This window comes from Kitasatospora sp. NPDC094019 (genome assembly GCF_044764505.1).
In the GTDB taxonomy this organism is placed as follows: Bacteria; Actinomycetota; Actinomycetes; order Streptomycetales; family Streptomycetaceae; genus Kitasatospora.
In genome coordinates, this window is record NZ_JBIWIF010000011.1 from 38100 (window position 1) to 54943 (window position 16844).

A 16844-nucleotide genomic window follows, 5' to 3' on the forward strand; every position below is an offset into this window, starting at 1 on the left:
GAGCCGACGGCGGCCGCGACGGCCGCCCGTTCGTCGCCAACGGCCGGTTCCGGCCGGATTGTCGGAGCCGGATGCGACACTGGGCCGCACCATGAACGTCTCGACGAACGCCCCGCTCCGCGGGCCGGCGGAGCCGCTCGCCCAGCGGCTCGCCGAGCTGCGCGGACCGGCGCCGCAGCGCAGTCTGAACGCCCGAGCCCTCGCCGCCCTGGCCGCCAATCCGGGGTGCCACCGCCGCGCCGTACTGGACGCCGCCGGGGTGGACAAGACGGCACTGGCCGCCCGTCTCGGCCGCCCGGCCCCCTTCGGCCGGTCACCGCTCGCGCTGGCGCGCGGCGTCGTGTTCGAGGCCCGGCTGAAGGAGAACGGCTACGCGGCTCTGCTGGAGCCGCTGCGCCACCGGCTCGGGCCGGCGGGCGAGGACGGCCCGCTGCTCGTACCCGACCTGCTGCTCTCCTCCGGTCCGGCGGTGCGGGCCGAGCGGACGGCGGCGGCGCTCGCGGAGGCGGCCGCCGAGGAGCACGCCTGGACGCTGCTGGACCATCCGCTGCTGCGGCTGGACGTGGCCGGTTCGACCGCCTACCTGGAGCCGGACGCCGTCGTGGTGCACGGCGGCCGCTGCACGGTGGTCGAGATCAAGTCCTTCCCGGTGCTGGACGGCAGCGCCGACCCGGGCAAGGTGGGCGCCGCCGCCCGCCAGGCGGCGGTCTACGTACTGGCGCTCCAGGAGGCCGCGGCGGCGCTGGCCGGGCTGGCGGTGGACCCGGACCCGTACGCCGAGCAGCGGCTGCCGGGCAGCCCCCGGACGACCGTGCTGCTGGTGTGCCCGGAGGACTTCGGCAGCCGGCCGACGGCGGTGCCGGTGGACGTCCGCCGCGAGCTGGCGACCACCCGCCGCCAGCTGAGCCGGATGACCGGCATCGAACGGCTGCTGGCGGTGCTGCCGCCGGGGGCGGACTTCGACCTCACCCCCGGCCCGGACGGCGCCCCGGTCCGGTCCACCGAGGAGCTGGAGGAGTCGGTCGGAACGGTGCCGGCCGCGTACAGCCCGGACTGCCTCTCCACCTGCGAGCTCGGCTTCCACTGCCGGGCCCAGGCCCGCTGCGGGGACCAGGTCGAGCAGCTCGGCCGGGGCGTCCGGGGCGAGCTGGGCAGCATCCGCACGGTGGGCGAGGCCCTGGCGGTGGCCCGGACCGGGCCCGGCGGCGGCGGCGAGGACGGTGACAACGACGACGGCAGTAACGACGGCAGTGGCGAGGACGGAGACCGGGACGGGACGGACGAGGCCGCCGCCCGGCTGACCTACGCCGCCGCCCTGCGGGCCGAGGCACTCGGCCGCCCCCACCCGGCCGGCCCGGAGGGCGGGCGATGAGCCTGCTGACCACCCTGGCCCGGCTGGAGGCCGTCCGCGGCGGCCGCGCCGAGCCGCTGGCCACCGTCCGCCACCGGCACCTGTCGGAGCGCCCGATGGTGCTCGTCCCGCTGACCTCCGCCGGTGAGGACGGCGCCCCGCTGGCCGTCCTGCTCGGCACCGACCGGGACGCGCCGGTGCTGCACATCGTGCCGCAGCCGCTCAACCGCACGCTGCGCTCCGAGTTCCTGGCCGACCTGGCCGCCGACCTGCTGCCCTACCTGGAGTCCTTCGGCGCGGAGGTCGAGCTGGTCGAGGGCTCCGAGAAGGACCCGGAGACGGGCGCCAAGTCCCCGGTGGTCCGCGAACTGTGCGCGGACGCGCCGCAGCTGGTCGTGCCGAACAGCGGGGGCGTGCGCCACCTGGCGCTGCTCGGCCGCTCGACCCGGTTCCGGCGCACCGCCGAGGACGAGGACCCGGGCCCGTTCCCGGCCCCGGCCCGGGTGCCGCTGCTCGGCCGCTGGCTGACCCACCTCGCCGAGCGCTCGGCGGTGCCCGGGTCCAGCCTGCTGCTGCCGATGACCGGACTGCTCGCGCGGCACTGGGCCACCGGCCAGAGCCACCTGGAGGACCAGCACCTGGCCGCCCTGCTGGCCTGGCACACCCCGCCGGAGGGGCTGACCGGCGCGGCGGCGGCCGAGCTCGCCGAGACCGGGCGCAACGCCGAGGGCCGACTGGTCCGCCCACCGGCCGGCCCGACCACCGACCCGGTGTTCGACACCAAGGTGCTCGCCCCGGCGATCGCCCGCTACGACGCGGCCGCGACGGCCCTGCGCGCGGCCGAGGGCCCCGGCGGCGGGGACGTCGCGGCGGCCCGGGAGGCCGTCCGGGTCTCCGTCGACCGGCTGCGCGCCGTGCTGCGCGCGGAACTGCTGCCGGCCTGGCACGACGTCTGGCACGGCCTGGACCTGCTGCGGGCGCTGCCCCCGGCCGGCCACCTGGCCGAGCGCTGGACCGGCGACCGCTGGTCGTACACCGGCCACCGGGACCGGCTGGCGGCCGGAGAGCCCCCGCAGCCCCGGGTCGACGACGCCGTGACGGCCGCCCGCAAGCTCGCCCAGCGCGAGCGCGAGCAGACCCGGCTGGACGTCCAGGAGGCACTGGACGACCCGCTGGCGATGGCCGAGCACCGGCTCTCCGGGGAGGCGTTCAGCGGGGTGGTGACCGAGGTGGTGCCGGACTACGACACCACCGGCCGCTCCCCCAAGCCGCGCCCGCTGGTGACGGTGCGCACCGGCGACCGCCCGCACGCCGACCCGGGCCGGGAGGTGCACCGGGTCCGGGAGCCGCCGGGCCCGGAGGCGGGGCCGGCGCCGGCGGCGCAGAAGGCGGTGATCGCCGCCGTCGACCCGGAGGCGGGCACCGTCACCGTGCGGGTGCTGTCCGGCATGGGGCGCAAACGGGAGCCCGAGCCGGGGAGCCTGCCCGAACCGGGCGAGCGGGTGACCTTCACCCTGTTCGAGCTGACCGTCCGGCAGGCCGCGCCACTGCCCGATCCGGACGACACCCCGTGGACGCACGGCGGCCCGCCCGGCGCCGTCGTCACCGTGCGGCCGGCCGTGGCCGGAACCGCCGAGGACTGGGAGTGATCCGGCCGATGAGCAGCACCGAACAGACCGCTCCGCACGCCGGCCCCGGTGGTCCGGCCGGGGAGCCGACACCCGGGCCCACGCCCGAGCCCACGCCCGGGGCGGCGGCGGACGCGGCGGTGGCGCGGATCCTGGAGGCGACCGTCCGCCCGGCCGTCGGCGCGCCGCGCGGTGTCGTGGTGGACTCGCCGCCCGGCGCCGGCAAGTCCACCCTGGTGGTGCGCGCCGCCCGGGAGCTGGTGGCCGCCGGGGAGCGGCTGATGATCGTCGCCCAGACCAACGGCCAGGTGGACGACCTGGTCGACCGGCTGGCCGTCAAGGCCCCCGACCTGACGATCGGCCGGCTGCACGCGGCGGACGCCCGCCCGGGACCGGAGGTGCTGCGCCACGCCAATGTGACGCCCTCGGACAAGGTCGCGGAGCTCGCCGAGCTGGACGTGGTGATCTCCACCTCGGCCAAGTGGCAGTGGGTGCGGGCCGAGCAACCGTGGCGGCACGCGATCGTCGACGAGGCGTACCAGATGCGCTCGGACGCGCTGCTGGCGGTGGCCCGGCTGTTCGAACGGGCCCTGTTCGTCGGCGACCCGGGCCAGCTGGACCCCTTCACCGTGGTCGGCACCGACCAGTGGGCGGGCCTGTCCTACGACCCGTCGGGCAGCGCGGTGGTCACCTTGCTCGCGCACAACCCGCAGATCCGGCCGCACCGGCTGCCGGTGTCCTGGCGGCTGCCGGCCAGCGCGGCGCCGCTGATCTCGGGGGCGTTCTACCCGTTCACGCCGTTCCGTTCGGGCACCGGGCCCGGGGACCGGCTGCTGACCCCGTCGACGCGGCCGGACGGTTCGGCGCTGGACGCGGCGATCGACCGGGCCGCCGAGCACGGCTGGGCGCTGCTGGAGCTGCCCGCCCGGCACACCGTTCGGACCGATCCGCAGGCGGTGGCGGCGGTGGCGGCGACCGTGCGGCGGCTGCTGGACCGGGGGCTGACCGCCCACTCCGAGCAGGGGTCGGCCCCGCTCACGGCGGACCGGGTCGCGGTCGGCACGGCCCACCGGGACCAGGCGGCGGCGGTCCGGGCGGCGCTGGCCAAGGTCGGGGTGCCGGTGGACGGGGCGGCCGGCCCGGCGGTGACGGTGGACACCGCGAACCGGCTGCAGGGCCGGGAGTACGACGTCACGGTGGTGCTGCACCCGCTCTCCGGGCGGCCGGACGCGACCGCGTTCCACCTGGAGACCGGCCGGCTGTGCGTGCTCGCCTCCCGGCACCGGCACGCCTGCATCGTGGTGGCCCGGGCCGGGATCGCGGAGCTGCTGGACGAGCATCCGGCCACCGAACCGGTGCAGTTGAACGTCCCGGTGGCCTTCCCCGACGGCTGGGAGGCCAATCACCGGGTGCTGCACCACCTGTCCGGGCACCGGGTCCGGTTGGGCCGCCCCTGAGACTCCGGCCGCGCCCCTACCGCGGCCCCGGCCCGCCGCGTCCGGTCCGGCGGGGGCGCGGCAAGGGGCGCGGCGGGGCACATCGGGGCTCCCGGCGGACGCGCGCCCCCGGCGCGTCCGCCGGGAATAGCGCCCGGGCTCGCACCGTTCCGTTACCGGCCGCCGCCGCGAGACAATGGACGGCGGCCACGACCGGGCGGCGCCCGTCCCGAGCTGCCGCCGCCCGCCCCCATCGAGCACCCGGAGGTGTCCGTCCATGCCCGACCCCCAGACGCAGACGTCCGACCCGAGCGGCCCCGGCGCGGGCGCCGGTGCGGCGCCCGGCCGGAGGAAGCGTCCGGTGCAGCTGCTGTTCGAGCCGCAGGCCGACGCACCGGAGCCCGAGCGCTTCTTCGACCTGGAGTCGATCGACGACCCGGCCGAGCTGCTGCGGCGCTCCACCGAGCTCGCCCTGGCCTTCCGGGCGGCGGCCGAGCGGGCGACCGACTTCCAGGCGGTCGCGGCCGCGCAGCTGGCGGACCCTCGCCGTTTCGACGCGCTGTCCGGGACCGAGATCGCGGCCCGGGCGGACTGGACCCCGGACTACGCGGCCAAGATGATCGAGTACGGCCGCACCCTGCTCCAGCCCCGGCGGCACGAGGACTGACACCCGGCCGCACGAGCACCGGCCCGGGCACACCGGCCCAGGCCCCGGCCGCACGAGCACCGGCCAGGACCCCGGCGGCCGCGATCGGCGTCCGACGCCCCTGGCATATGCCGGAGGAAGCGGAAGGGTACGCCGATGCCCGCCCCGCTGTCCGGCGAACCGAAGTTTCCCTCCCGGTCACGACCCGGACACCCCAGGCTGCTGTCCGTGGACATCTGGACCTATCAGTCGGTGGAGTACGTGACCGTGGCCGGGGAGACCTGGCTCGCCTCCGCCAGCGAGTACCCCCGCAGCATGCGCGCCCTCTGGGAGTCCCGGCCCTGGGCGCCCTCGGTCCTGCCCTGCGGCCGGGCCTTCGACGTGATCAGCATGCCGTCACTGTTCGGCCGCCGGGTGCTGGACGAGCTGTGGACCTCCGGACCGGGCTGCGGGCCGGTCGCGGTCTTCCGGGGGCGGACGCTGCTGTTCGTGCAGCCGGGGGCAGCCCCCCGGCTTCGGCGGCTGCTGGCCTGGGAGGAGTGGGCCCGGGACGTGCCACCGCTGCTCTGCCACGGGAAGGGCGACACGGTGACCGTGCCGCCGGTGCAGCGGATGGTGAACGGCCCGGACTCGCCCGGGCTGGGCTCCGGACGCTGGATCGTCGCCCCGGAGAGCCGGGAACCCTGGCTGCCGGGCGCCTCCACCGTCCTCTGGGCCTGCGTCCGGGCGGCCCGCGAGCCGGTCGGCGCGGCCTGAGCCGCCGCCGCCCCGGGCCGGTCGCGAGGGCCGGACAGCGGCCCTGGCAGCCGCCCGGACAGCCCCGGTATTCGATTTTGGCCGGACCGCGCCCCGCTGCTACAGTCCTCTCTGTCAGCAGGCGCCGCTAGCTCAGTTGGTTAGAGCAGCTGACTCTTAATCAGCGGGTCCGGGGTTCGAGTCCCTGGCGGCGCACAGACAACCGGAAGGCCCCTCGCGCGAGCGGGGGGCCTTCCGGCGTTCCCGGTCGTTCCCGGTGCGGTCCCAGCCGGGAACGACCGGGGCCGCCGCCCGCCGGAGCGGACGACGGCCCGGAAAGGTCCGGCCACCGGACCCGGACCCGGCGCGCCTCAGCGGCCGCGCAGCTCCCGGTAGCGGGCCACCAGCGCGGCGGTGGAGCTGTCCAGCTCCTCCGCGCCCGCACCGGTCAGCAGCACCGGCTCGATGCGCTTGGCAAGCACCTTGCCCAGCTCGACGCCCCACTGGTCGAAGGAGTCGATGTTCCAGATCGCGCCCTGCACGAACACCTTGTGCTCGTAGAGCGCGACCAGCTGGCCGAGCACCGACGGGGTCAGCGCACCGGCCAGCACGGTGGTGGTCGGGTGGTTGCCCCGGAAGGTCTTGTGCGGGACCAGCTCGGCCGGCACCCCTTCGGCGGCGACCTCCTCGGACGTCCGGCCGAAGGCCAGCGCCTGGGTCTGGGCGAAGAAGTTGGCGAGCAGCAGGTCGTGCTGGGCGGCCAGGCCCGGCAGCAGGTCGGCGACCGGCTCGGCGAAGCCGATGAAGTCCGCCGGGATCACCTTGGTGCCCTGGTGCAGCAGCTGGTAGTAGGCGTGCTGACCGTTGGTGCCGGGGGTGCCCCAGACCACCGGGCCGGTCTGCCAGCCCACCGGCCTTCCCTCGCGGTCCACCGACTTGCCGTTGGACTCCATGTCGAGCTGCTGGAGGTAGGCGGTGAACTTCGACAGGTAGTGCGAGTACGGCAGCACCGCGTGCGCCTGGGCGTCGAAGAAGGCGCCGTACCAGACCCCGAGCAGGCCGAGCAGCAGCGGGACGTTCTCCTCCGGCGGGGCGGTGCGGAAGTGCTCGTCGACCAGGTGGAAGCCGTCGAGCATCTCCCGGAACGCGTCCGGGCCGATGGCGATCATCAGCGAGAGGCCGATCGCCGAGTCGTAGGAGTAGCGGCCGCCGACCCAGTCCCAGAACTCGAACATGTTCGCGGTGTCGATGCCGAAGTCCGCGACGCCCTCGGCGTTGGTGGAGAGCGCGACGAAGTGCCTGGCGACCGCGTCGGTGCCGGCGCCCAGCTCGGTGAGCAGCCAGTTCCGGGCCGAGACCGCGTTGGTGATGGTCTCGATGGTGGTGAAGGTCTTGGACGCCACGACGAACAGCGTCTCGGCGGCGTCCAGGTCGCGGACGGCCTCGTGCAGGTCTGCGCCGTCCACGTTGGAGACGAAGCGCACGTCGAGGTCGCGCCGGCTGAAGGAGCGCAGCACCTCGTAGGCCATCGCGGGGCCGAGGTCGGAGCCGCCGATGCCGATGTTGACGACGGTGCGGATCCGCTTGCCGGTGTGGCCGCGCCACTCGCCGCCGCGGACCTGCTCGGCGAAGGCGCCCATCCGGTCCAGCACCGCGTGCACGGCGGGGACGACGTTCTCGCCGTCGACCTCGATCACGGCGTCGCGCGGGGCGCGCAGCGCGGTGTGCAGGACGGCGCGGTCCTCGGTGGTGTTGATCCGCTCGCCGCGGAACATCGCGTCCCGCAGGGCGGCGACGCCGGTGGCCCCGGCCAGCTCGCGCAGCAGGGCCAGGGTCTCGTCGGTGACGAGCTGCTTGGCGTAGTCGACGTGCAGGTCGCCGACCTGGAGGGTGTAGCGGCGGCCGCGCTCCGGGTCGGCGGCGAACAGCTCGCGCAGGTGCGTGTCGCCGAACTCCTCCCGGTGCTTGGCGAGGGCGGCCCACTCCGGGGTGCGGTCCAGCGGGGTACGGGCGTCGGCGCGGGTCTCCGACATCGGTGGCTCCTCGTTTCCTCGGGGTGCGGATACCGGCAGGACCGGGCTGGAGGGTGTGGCGCGGCCGTGCGGGTCCTCGGGGTTCGCCGACTCCGTTGACGGCCTTGCCCGGGGTCAGCCTATGCAACGCCGGGGGCCCCGGCGCACATTCCGTTCGTCGGCGTCCGGTCGGGGTTCCCGCTGTTCGGGCGCGCTTCGCGGGGTGTCCGTCCGGCCGTCACGGTCCGTCCGCGCGACCCGCCGTGGAGTCGCCCGGACGGACGGGGCGTCACTTCCGTTCGGATCGCAGGTCGAGGCCGCGCAGCACCCGGTCGACGAGTTCCGGGTCGGCGCCGGGCTCGGCGCGGGCGACCAGCATCTCCCGCCGGGAGGCGGCGATCATCTCCTGTTCGACGCTGTGCGCCGCGCGCCACTGGGCGAGCCGCAGCTTCGCCTCGGCGGCCTCCTCCTCGGCGTAGTTCTCGGGGCAGAGCCGGGCCAGCCGGTCGTGCTGACGGTCCCGCAGGCGGTCGGCGACCTCGGCGGGGAGCTTGTCGGCCTCCTCCAGTTCGCCGAGCCGGTGCAGTCCGGCCCTGGCGGCCCGCCACCACAGCTGCCGGACCTCCTGCTCGTGCGCGTCGTGGTCGATGTCGAGGTGGAGCCGCTTGGCCAGCCAGGGCAGGGTGAGGCCCTGGACCAGCAGGGTGAAGAGCACCACGCTGAAGGCGATGAAGACCAGTCGGCCGCGCTCCGGGAAGCCCTCGCCGCCGTCGACGGTGAGCGGGATGGCGAGGGCCAGGGCGACAGTGGCGACCCCGCGCATGCCGGACCACCAGAGCACCACGCTCTCCTGCCAGCTGATCGGGGTGTCCTCCTCGGAGCCGGACCGCAGTCGCCGGGAGAGCCAGCCGGCCGGGAGCAGCCAGAGCAGCCGGACCACCACCACGACGGCGATCACCACGGCGGCGTCGCCGAGCATGCCGGTCCAGCCGGAGCCGGCCTCCTTGAGGACGGTGGCGAGTTCGAGGCCGATCAGGCCGAAGGCGACGCCGGTGATGAGGATCTCGACGATCTCCCAGAAGGCGTTGCCGACCAGCCGGTAGGCGACGGCGTCGGCGTCGGCGGCCCGTTCGGCGAGGTAGAGGCCGCAGACGACCACGGCGAGCACGCCGGAGCCGTGGATCTCCTCGGCCAGGCTGTAGGCGGCGAAGGGCACCAGCAGGTTGAGCGCGACCTGCTGGGTGGGGTCCTCCAGGTAGGAGGCGATCTTGGTGTTGGCCCAGCCGAGGGCGACGCCGATGACGACCGCGAGCACGGCCGAGAGGACGAAGCGCAGCACGGCACCCTCGCCGGAGAAGTCGCCGCCGACCACGGCGTCGATGGCCAGCGAGTAGACGACGATCGCGGTGACGTCGTTGAACAGGCCCTCGCTCTCCAGGATGGCGACCAGTCGGCGGGGCAGTCCGACGCTGCCGGCCACCGCGACGGCGGCGACCGGGTCGGGCGGGGAGACCAGGGCGCCGACGGCGATCGCGGCGGCGACCGGCAGGCCGGGCAGCAGCCAGTGCACGGTGCCGGCGACGACCACGGTGGTGACCACGACCAGGGCGACGGCGAGGAGCAGGATGGAGCGGATGTTGGCCTTGAAGTAGCGGACCGAGGAGCGCCGGGCGACGGCGAAGATCAGCGGTGGCAGGACCAGCGGCAGGATCAGCTCGGGTTCGATCGCGATGTCGGGGATCTGCGGGATCAGGGCCATGGCGATGCCGAGCAGGGTCATCAGGACCGGCTGCGGGACCCCGGTCCGGCGGGCCAGCGGCATGGTCACCACGGAGGCGAGCAGCACCAGGAAGAGCAGGGGCAGCTGGCCCACGGGGAGGTCCTCTCGGTGGCGGCGGGTGGTCGGACGCGGGCATGGCCCGGGCCGCCGTCGAGGATAAATCTGACAATGATCTCAACTTGGGCGACACGCCGGAGGGGGTTGACCTCAAGCGCGCTTCAGGTCCGAGGATCGGGTCGTCCCGCGGTCGCCCCGACCGAACGGGCACGGCAGGGCGCGACAGCACGTGACAGGAGTCCCGGCATGAAGGCAGTGACCGTCCCCCGGTTCGGCGGCCCCGAGGAACTGCGGGTGGCCGAGGTCCCCGACCCCGTCCCCGGCCCGGGGCAGGTCCGGGTCCGGGTCCACGCCGCCGGCGTGCAGCCGGTGGACCTCGCGATCCGGGAGGGCCGGGCGCCGTACGGCCTCGAACTCGTCCCCGGGCTGATCCCGGGCAACGAGTTCGCCGGGGTGGTCGACACCCTCGGCCCCGGCGCCGGGGGCTGGGCGGTCGGTGACGAGGTCCTGGGCTTCCGGGTGCTCGGCAGCGCCGCCGAACTGGTCGTCGTCGAGGCGGACCGGCTGGTGCGCAAGCCGGCCGGGATGCCGTGGGAGCACGCCGGGGCGCTGTCCGCCTCCGGGCAGACCGCGCACGTCGCGCTCGACGTGCTGAAGGTCGGCGAGGGCGACACCCTGCTCGTCCACGCCGCCGCGGGCGGGGTCGGCACGGTCGCCGTCCAGCTGGCCCGGGCCCGGGGCGCCACGGTGGTCGGCACCGCGAGCGAGCGCAACCACGACCATCTGCGGGCGCTCGGCGTGATCCCGGTCGGCTACGGCGAGGGGCTGGTGGAGCGGGTCCGGGCGGTGGCGCCGCAGGGGGTGGACGCGGCCTTCGACGCGGCCGGGCGCGGGGCGCTGGAAGCCTCCGTCGAGCTGGTCGCCGACCGGTCCAGGATCGGCACCGTGGTCGACTACCCGGCGGCCGCGCGGCTGGGCGTCGTCGGTGTCCGGGGCGAGCGGACGGCGGCCCGGCTGGCGGAGCTGGTCGGACTCTGGGAGGCGGGCGGGCTGCGGCTGGAGATCGCCGGGACCTTCCCGTTGGAGCGGGTGGCCGACGCCCACCGCCTGGTGGGTGCCGGGCACGTCCGGGGGAAGGTCGTCCTCGTCCCCTGACCGGCACCACGGTCCGGACCGTCGGGGGGCGGTCCGGACCGATTGTGTGTTTCCCGCGCTGACCAGGTACTGTATCTCCCGTCAGCAGGCGCCGCTAGCTCAGTTGGTTAGAGCAGCTGACTCTTAATCAGCGGGTCCGGGGTTCGAGTCCCTGGCGGCGCACCGACGGTCGAAGGCCCCCTCGCAGCAGCGAGGGGGCCTTCGGCGTTCCCCGGCCCGGTCCCCCGCAGCCGTTCCGGGGACCGGGGGCCGGGAACCGATCAGTGCGGGATCGCGGCGATCAGCTCGGAGGCGCCCTGCCGCTTCAGGGCCAGGGCGGTCGCGGTGCCGAGGTCCTCCGGGCTCAGCGAGCCCGCCCACTCGTGAGCGTCCAGGACCTGCTTGCCGTCCGGGGTGAAGACCCGGCCGCGCAGCGAGAGCCGACCGTCCTCCTCGGCCTTGGCCCAGCCCGCGATCGGCGAGTTGCAGTGGCCCTGGAGCACGTGCAGGAACATCCGCTCGGCGCTCGCCTCGCGCCAGGTCGCGTGGTCGCCGAGGCCGACGACGGCGTCGATGGTGGCGGTGTCGTCGTCGCGGCACTGCAGGGCGAGGATCCCGGCACCGATCGGCGGGCACATCACCTCGACCGGCAGCACCTCGCTGATCCGCGCGGTCTCGCCGATCCGCTCCAGCCCGGAGAGCGCGAGCAGCAGCGCGTCCGCCTCCCCCGCCGCCAGCTTGGCCAGCCGGCTGTTGGCGTTGCCGCGGATCGGCACGTACTCCAGATGCGGGTGGGAGGCCGAGAGCTGGGCCCGCCGGCGGACCGAGGAGGTCCCGATCCGGGTGCCGGGCGGCAGCTCGTCCAGGGTCAGGCCGTCGGGGTGGACCAGCGCGTCCCGGATGTCGTCGCGGCGCAGATGGGCCGCGAACACGGTGCCGGCCGGCAGCGGGCGGTCGGCCGGCACATCCTTGAGGCAGTGGACCGCGAGGTCCGCCTCGTCGGCGAGCAGCGCGGCGTCCACCTCCTTGGTGAACGCGCCCTTGCCGCCGAGGTGGGCCAGGTCGCCCATCCAGCGGTCGCCGGAGGTGGTCACCGGGACCACCTCGGTGCGCACCCCCGGGTGCAGGGCGGCGAGTTCGGCCCTGACCCGCTCGACCTGGGCGAGCGCCATCGGCGAGGAGCGGGAGACGATCCGGATCAACTCTGCGGTGGTCATTGCTGGATGATAGGTCGTCAGCGGCCCGGTCCCGGCATCGGGTCACCCGGCCGGCGGCGCGACCGGGGCGGGACCGGGACGGGCGGCCGGACCGGGACGGACGGCCGGGGTCAGTCCCGGGAGCCGGGCGATCACGTGTTCGGCCACCACCAGGTTGATCAGCCAGCAGGTCCAGGCGGCGGTGGCGTACGCCTGCTCGAACGGGACTCCCGCCAGGTCCATCACCGGCAGCCAGATCCGCAGGGTCGCGGCGGCCATGATCAGCGCGAAGGAGCGGATCGCCCAGGCGGCGTGCCGGCGGGTGTCGCGCCGCCGGGCGGCCCGCCAGGCCAGGGCCGAGCTCACCAGCAGCAGGACGGCCAGCCCGGTGAAGCCGATCGGCGCGACCGGGCCGACCAGCCCCCGGGGCGCCATCAGCAGGCCGCCGACGCCCGCGGCCAGGACGGCGAGCAGGTAGAGCCGACCGGTCAGCCGGTGCAGCGCCGGACGGCGGGCGCGCAGCCGGGGCAGGAACTGCCACGGGCCGAGCAGGATCGCCAGCACCCCGCCGCCCACGTGCAGGACCAGCGAGCCCCGGTGGGCCAGGTACACGGCGCGCTGCTGGTCGAGGAAGACCTCCGGGTCGAGGGTGAGGTAGCGGGCGGTGAACAGGGCGGTGAGGAAGGCGAACGCCGTGACCGTCCACCAGCCCGCCCGGCGGGCCCCGGCCCGGCCGGCGGTGTTCGGAGCGGGAGCGGCGGTGGGGACGGTGACGGTGACGGTGCCCACGGTGGTGGCGGAGTGCGGGGCGGCGGGGTACGGGGCGGCGGTCGGGACGCGGGGATCCGGAGCGTTCATGGCCCGGACGCTACGGAGCGGACCCGCCCGGCCGCGTCCGCCCACCGGGGTCCGCCGGCCTCCCCCGGACGGGGAGCGCGGACACCCCCGGCGGGGTCGGCGCACCCCCGGTCGGGCGGGTCCGGAATACCCCACCAGGGCGATGCGCCGGGCGGACGGCCGCCGCTACCGTACGGCCCGGCGCCCGCACCTCCGCGCGGCGGCCACTCCCCCCGAACCGGAGCCGCCATGAGCCCGCCGCCCCGCACCCGGGCGATCCGGACCGCACCGGCCCCCCGGGCCTGCTCGGACCCCGCCGACCCCGCCGACCCCGCCGCCCATTTCGACTCCGCTGTCTCTTCCGTCTCTTCCGGCCGCTCCTCCTCTTCCGGCCCCTCGGTCCTCGACGCGTCCAGGTCCTCCGCGCCCGGCCCCTGGTCGGCCCGGGCCCTGCGGGCGGTCCGGGCGGTGCCGGCCGGGCGCTGGGACCTCGCCCTGGCCGGCGGCTTCCTGCTGCTGATGGCCGTCGAACGGATCGGCGCGTCCGCCGAGTTGCACGGCGGCCTGCCCCTGGCGCTGGCGCTGACCGTGGCGGTGGCCGGTCCGCTGGCGGTCCGGCGGAGCAGGCCGCTGGCCGGCTACCTGGTCGGCGCCGCCGCCCTGTCGGTGGAGGCGCTGTTCGTCCTGCCGAGCCCGGTCTCGCCGTACGCCGACCTGATCGGCCTCTACTCGCTGGGCCTGTACGCGCCCCGGCGGCGGGCCTGGTACGGGCCGTTCGCCGCCCTGCTGGGGATGGCCGCCTACTTCGCCGACCTCGGGCACGACTACCCGGTCATCCCGGCCGGGGTGCTCTTCCTCTGGCTGCTCGGCTGGGCCGTCGGCTACGGCACCGCGCGGCGGGCCGAGGAACGGGAGGCCGCCCGGTGGCGGCTGCGCCGGGAGGTGGTCACCGAGGAGCGCGCCCGGCTGGCCCGCGAGCTGCACGACTCCGTCGGCCACACCCTCAACGTGGTGCTGGTCCAGTCCGGGGCCGCCCGGCGACTGCTCGACCGCGACCCCGAACGCACCCGGGAACTGCTCTCCGGGATGGAGCACACCGGACGGGACGCGCTGGACGACCTCGACCGGGTGCTCGGCCTGCTGCGGCGCGAGGGCGATTACGGCGACGACGGCGAGGGGGCGGCCCCGCAGCCGGGCCTCGCCGACCTGGAGCGGCTGGCCGAGCGGCTCGGCCGGGCCGGCCCCCGGGTGCGGGTGCGGATCGACCCGGCGGCCCGGCGGGTGCCGCGCAGCCTGGACGTGTCGGCCTACCGGATCGTCCAGGAGGCGCTGACCAACACCGTCAAGCACGCGGGCGCCCGGACCGTCGAGGTCACCGTCCGCCGCGCGGGCGGGCGGCTCGCGGTCGAGGTGTGCGACGACGGCCGGGGCGCCCCGGCCGGGTACACGCCCGGCCGGGGACTGCTGGGCGTGGCCGAGCGGGTGTCGATGCTCGGCGGCCGGGTGGAGCACGGACCGATCGGCCCCGACGGGCCGGGCGGACCCGGCGGATTCCGGCTGCGCGCCGAACTGCCGGTCCCGTGACGGCCGCCGACGACCAGGGCGGACCCGGGGTCCCGAAGGTGCGGGTGGTGGTCGCGGACGACGACGCGCTGCTGCGGGCCGGGGTCTCGCTGGTCCTGGAGACGGACGACCGGATCGAGGTGGTCGGCCAGGCCGCCGACGGGCTGGCCGCCGTCGCCCTCTGCCGCGCGCTGCTGCCGGACGTGGTGCTGATGGACGTCCGGATGCCCGGCGTCGACGGGGTGGAGGCGACCCGCCGGATCGTCGCCGCCGGCATCCCCACCCGGGTGCTGGTGCTGACCACCTTCCACCACGACGACTACGTGTGGGGGGCGCTGCGCGCCGGGGCGGCCGGCTTCCTGCTGAAGCGGGCCTCGGCCGAGCGGCTCGTCGACGCCGTGCACACGCTGGCCGGGGGCGAGTCCGTGCTGGACCCGGCGGTCACCCGGGACCTGGTCGCCCAGGTGGTCGGCCGGGACGGCGGCCGCCCCCCGCCGGAGCCGGAGGACACCCGGCTCGCCCAGCTGACGGCGCGGGAGCGGGAGGTCCTGCGGCTGGCCGCCGAGGGGCGTTCCAACCAGGAGATCGCGGCGCTGCTGGTGCTCGCCGAGTCGACCGTGAAGACCCATATGAAGCGGATCCTGGCGAAGATCGACGCCCGGGACCGCGCCCAGGCGGTCGCCATCTCCTACCGCGGCGGCCTGATGCCGCGCCAGGGCCCGGGGGGCGGGTACTAGGGCGCCGGGCCGGGCCCTCACATCGCGCGGCCCGGCTCAGGACGCGGGGTCAGGCCGCGGGGCCGGGGCGGCGGGCCGGGAAGCCGTGGGCGCGGGCGGCCAGGACGACCGCGAGCACGACCAGCAGCAGGAGCAGCACCGCCCACGGGAAGGAGCCCGCGCCCAGCCGGTCCAGCAGCAGGCCGCCGGCCACGCCCCCGCCGGCCATCGCCGCGTTCCACAGGGTGACCAGCACCGTCTGGGCGGCGTCCGCCTGCTCGCCGCCCGCGTCGCCGAGGGCGGTCTGCAGCAGGGTGGGCATGCCGCCCCAGCCGAGTCCCCACAGCACGGCGGCCGCGTACACCGCGAGGGTACTGCCGGTGGCCAGGCCGAGGACGGCGGCCGCGGCGGCGATCAGCAGCGCGCCGCCGACGGAGAGCGCGCGCAGCCGGCGGTGGATGTGCGCGCCGGTGAACCAGATGCTCACCAGCGAGGCCGCGCCGAAGGCGAGCAGCACCGCGTCGGTGGCACCGCCCATGCCGCGCCGGTCGAGGAAGGGCGCGATGTAGGTGTAGAGGACGGTGTGGGCGAGGACCAGGACGACGGTCACGGCGAGCACCGGGGTCACCCCGGGGACGGTGAGGGAGCGCAGCACCGGGGTCCGTTCGCCGCGGGCCCGGCCGGGCACCTCGGGGACGGCCGCGGCGATCCAGCCGGTCACGCCGACCGCGACCGCGGTCATCAGCAGGAACGGCACCCACCAGCCGAGCGCCTCGCCGAGGAAGGTTCCGGCGGGCACGCCCAGCGCCAGCGCCAGCGGTAGCCCGGCCATCGCGACGGCGATCGCCCGGCCCTGGAGCTCGGGCGGCGCGAGCAGCCGGGCGTACCCGGCGAGCAGGGCCCAGGCGAGGCCGGCGGCGACCCCCGCGAGGAAGCGGGCGGCCATCGTGAGCGGGTAGTCGGTGGAGAACGCGGTGACGGTGTTGGCGGCGGCGAAGCCGGCCATCGCGGTGAGCAGCAGGCGCCGTCGGCCCCAGCCGGCGGTGGCGGCGGTGAGCGGGACGGCGGTGAGGGCGGTCCCGACGGCGTAGACGGTGACGGCCTGGCCCATGGCGGACTCGCCGACGCCGAGGTCGGCGCTCATCGCGGGCAGGACGCCGGCCGGCAGGGTCTCGGTGAGGGCGGTGACGAAGACCGCGGTGGCGAGGGCCAGCAGGGCGGGGAGGGGCAGGGTCGCCGGGGCGGGGGCCTGAGCGGTGGCCCGGGCGGTGGGCGAGGTGGTCCGGACGGTCGTCCGTGGAGTGGTCCGCATGCCGGATATGCTCGAACCCTCACATCGATGTGAGGGTCAAGGCGACCGACTGTGAGGTGGGGCACATGCGGATCGGCGAACTGTCCGAGCGGACCGGGGCGTCCCGGCGGCTGCTGCGGTACTACGAGGAGCAGGGCCTGATCCTGGCCGAACGCTGCGCCAACGGCTACCGCGCCTACGACGGCACGACGGTGGACCGGGTGCTGCAGATCCGGGGGCTGCTCGACGCGGGGCTGCCGACCAGGATCATCAAACAGATCCTGCCCTGCCTCGACAAGCCCCGCACCATCCACTTCGAGCACGCCACCCCGGAGATGATCGCCACCCTGGAGCGGGAGCTGGCCGGGATGGGCGAGCGGATCTCCTGCCTGACCCGCAACCGGGACGCGATCGCGGAGTACCTGGAGGCGGTCCGGGTGGACCGCTGAGCGGCGGGTGCGT

14 protein-coding genes and 2 tRNA genes are annotated in these 16844 nt (G+C 76.0%); 11 read left to right on the top strand and 5 right to left on the bottom strand.

All coding sequences use genetic code 11. The features are described 5' to 3' along the window. The first annotated feature begins 91 nt into the window (after window positions 1–91). The 6 genes from ACIQ9P_RS24405 (at window position 92) to ACIQ9P_RS24430 (ending at window position 6012) form a co-directional block, all read left to right on the top strand. Window positions 92–1372, top strand: a complete 1281-nt coding sequence (locus ACIQ9P_RS24405; protein ID WP_402359860.1) for a hypothetical protein — start codon at window positions 92–94, stop codon at window positions 1370–1372. Beyond that, a complete protein-coding gene (locus ACIQ9P_RS24410; RefSeq protein ID WP_402359863.1) occupies window positions 1369–3000 on the top strand; it encodes a hypothetical protein in 1632 nt (543 codons plus the stop codon). The genes ACIQ9P_RS24405 and ACIQ9P_RS24410 overlap by 4 nt, the downstream gene beginning before the upstream one ends. An 8-nt stretch (window positions 3001–3008) precedes the next feature. Continuing rightward, the gene (locus ACIQ9P_RS24415) at window positions 3009–4436 is read left to right on the top strand and encodes an AAA family ATPase (protein ID WP_402359866.1); all 1428 of its coding nucleotides are present in this window, start codon (window positions 3009–3011) and stop codon (window positions 4434–4436) included. Between the two features lie 256 nt (window positions 4437–4692). Then, window positions 4693–5082, top strand: coding sequence for a hypothetical protein (locus ACIQ9P_RS24420; RefSeq protein ID WP_402359869.1), 390 nt, complete (start codon window positions 4693–4695; stop codon window positions 5080–5082). 135 nt (window positions 5083–5217) lie between these two features. Further along, window positions 5218–5817, top strand: a complete 600-nt coding sequence (locus ACIQ9P_RS24425; RefSeq protein WP_402359872.1) for a bifunctional DNA primase/polymerase — start codon at window positions 5218–5220, stop codon at window positions 5815–5817. A gap of 121 nt (window positions 5818–5938) precedes the next feature. Beyond that, window positions 5939–6012: transfer RNA gene (locus ACIQ9P_RS24430), tRNA-Lys, on the top strand. A 155-nt stretch (window positions 6013–6167) separates the two neighbouring features. On the opposite strand, the gene pgi is transcribed toward ACIQ9P_RS24430, so the two are convergent. After that, entirely contained in the window at window positions 6168–7829 is a 1662-nt protein-coding gene (gene pgi / locus ACIQ9P_RS24435) for a glucose-6-phosphate isomerase (protein WP_402359874.1), read from the bottom strand. Between the two features lie 268 nt (window positions 7830–8097). Continuing rightward, window positions 8098–9681, bottom strand: a complete 1584-nt coding sequence (locus tag ACIQ9P_RS24440; RefSeq protein ID WP_402359877.1) for a Na+/H+ antiporter — start codon at window positions 9679–9681, stop codon at window positions 8098–8100. A gap of 210 nt (window positions 9682–9891) precedes the next feature. Here ACIQ9P_RS24440 and ACIQ9P_RS24445 point away from each other — a divergent pair, with 210 nt between their 5' ends. Beyond that, window positions 9892–10800: an NADP-dependent oxidoreductase gene (locus ACIQ9P_RS24445; RefSeq protein WP_402359880.1), complete on the top strand. Its 909-nt coding sequence runs from the start codon at window positions 9892–9894 to the stop codon at window positions 10798–10800. A gap of 88 nt (window positions 10801–10888) precedes the next feature. Beyond that, window positions 10889–10962 (top strand) — tRNA-Lys (locus ACIQ9P_RS24450). A 98-nt stretch (window positions 10963–11060) separates the two neighbouring features. On the opposite strand, the gene hemC is transcribed toward ACIQ9P_RS24450, so the two are convergent. Then, on the bottom strand, window positions 11061–11996 hold the full coding sequence (hemC, locus tag ACIQ9P_RS24455; RefSeq protein ID WP_402359883.1) for a hydroxymethylbilane synthase: 936 nt from the start codon (window positions 11994–11996) through the stop codon (window positions 11061–11063). Between the two features lie 42 nt (window positions 11997–12038). Next, entirely contained in the window at window positions 12039–12833 is a 795-nt protein-coding gene (locus ACIQ9P_RS24460; protein ID WP_402359886.1) for a DUF2306 domain-containing protein, read from the bottom strand. A 228-nt stretch (window positions 12834–13061) separates the two neighbouring features. On the opposite strand from ACIQ9P_RS24460, the gene ACIQ9P_RS24465 reads away from it, so the two are divergent. Together ACIQ9P_RS24465 and ACIQ9P_RS24470 are read left to right on the top strand one after the other, a co-directional pair. Then, a complete protein-coding gene (locus ACIQ9P_RS24465) occupies window positions 13062–14396 on the top strand; it encodes a sensor histidine kinase (RefSeq protein WP_402359889.1) in 1335 nt (444 codons plus the stop codon). Beyond that, complete coding sequence (locus ACIQ9P_RS24470) at window positions 14393–15112, top strand: response regulator (protein WP_402359891.1); 720 nt, start codon at window positions 14393–14395, stop codon at window positions 15110–15112. Before ACIQ9P_RS24465 ends, ACIQ9P_RS24470 begins: the two co-directional genes overlap by 4 nt. A 49-nt stretch (window positions 15113–15161) precedes the next feature. On the opposite strand, the gene ACIQ9P_RS24475 is transcribed toward ACIQ9P_RS24470, so the two are convergent. Then, on the bottom strand, window positions 15162–16403 hold the full coding sequence (locus ACIQ9P_RS24475) for an MFS transporter (protein WP_402359894.1): 1242 nt from the start codon (window positions 16401–16403) through the stop codon (window positions 15162–15164). 65 nt (window positions 16404–16468) lie between these two features. On the opposite strand from ACIQ9P_RS24475, the gene ACIQ9P_RS24480 reads away from it, so the two are divergent. Beyond that, on the top strand, window positions 16469–16831 hold the full coding sequence (locus ACIQ9P_RS24480; RefSeq protein ID WP_402359897.1) for a MerR family transcriptional regulator: 363 nt from the start codon (window positions 16469–16471) through the stop codon (window positions 16829–16831). Window positions 16832–16844 lie beyond the last annotated feature (13 nt).

Excerpts from the sequence above, each read along its gene's own strand:
- ACIQ9P_RS24475 (WP_402359894.1), bottom strand. The coding sequence starts at position 16,403 with ATGCGGACCACTCCACGGACGACCGTCCGGACCACCTCGCCCACCGCC.
- ACIQ9P_RS24405 (WP_402359860.1), top strand. The coding sequence starts at position 92 with ATGAACGTCTCGACGAACGCCCCGCTCCGCGGGCCGGCGGAGCCGCTC.
- ACIQ9P_RS24410 (WP_402359863.1), top strand. The coding sequence starts at position 1,369 with ATGAGCCTGCTGACCACCCTGGCCCGGCTGGAGGCCGTCCGCGGCGGC.
- hemC (WP_402359883.1), bottom strand. The coding sequence starts at position 11,996 with ATGACCACCGCAGAGTTGATCCGGATCGTCTCCCGCTCCTCGCCGATG.
- ACIQ9P_RS24480 (WP_402359897.1), top strand. The coding sequence starts at position 16,469 with ATGCGGATCGGCGAACTGTCCGAGCGGACCGGGGCGTCCCGGCGGCTG.
- ACIQ9P_RS24465 (WP_402359889.1), top strand. The coding sequence starts at position 13,062 with ATGAGCCCGCCGCCCCGCACCCGGGCGATCCGGACCGCACCGGCCCCC.
- ACIQ9P_RS24420 (WP_402359869.1), top strand. The coding sequence starts at position 4,693 with ATGCCCGACCCCCAGACGCAGACGTCCGACCCGAGCGGCCCCGGCGCG.
- ACIQ9P_RS24445 (WP_402359880.1), top strand. The coding sequence starts at position 9,892 with ATGAAGGCAGTGACCGTCCCCCGGTTCGGCGGCCCCGAGGAACTGCGG.
- pgi (WP_402359874.1), bottom strand. The coding sequence starts at position 7,829 with ATGTCGGAGACCCGCGCCGACGCCCGTACCCCGCTGGACCGCACCCCG.
- ACIQ9P_RS24415 (WP_402359866.1), top strand. The coding sequence starts at position 3,009 with ATGAGCAGCACCGAACAGACCGCTCCGCACGCCGGCCCCGGTGGTCCG.
- ACIQ9P_RS24425 (WP_402359872.1), top strand. The coding sequence starts at position 5,218 with ATGCCCGCCCCGCTGTCCGGCGAACCGAAGTTTCCCTCCCGGTCACGA.
- ACIQ9P_RS24460 (WP_402359886.1), bottom strand. The coding sequence starts at position 12,833 with ATGAACGCTCCGGATCCCCGCGTCCCGACCGCCGCCCCGTACCCCGCC.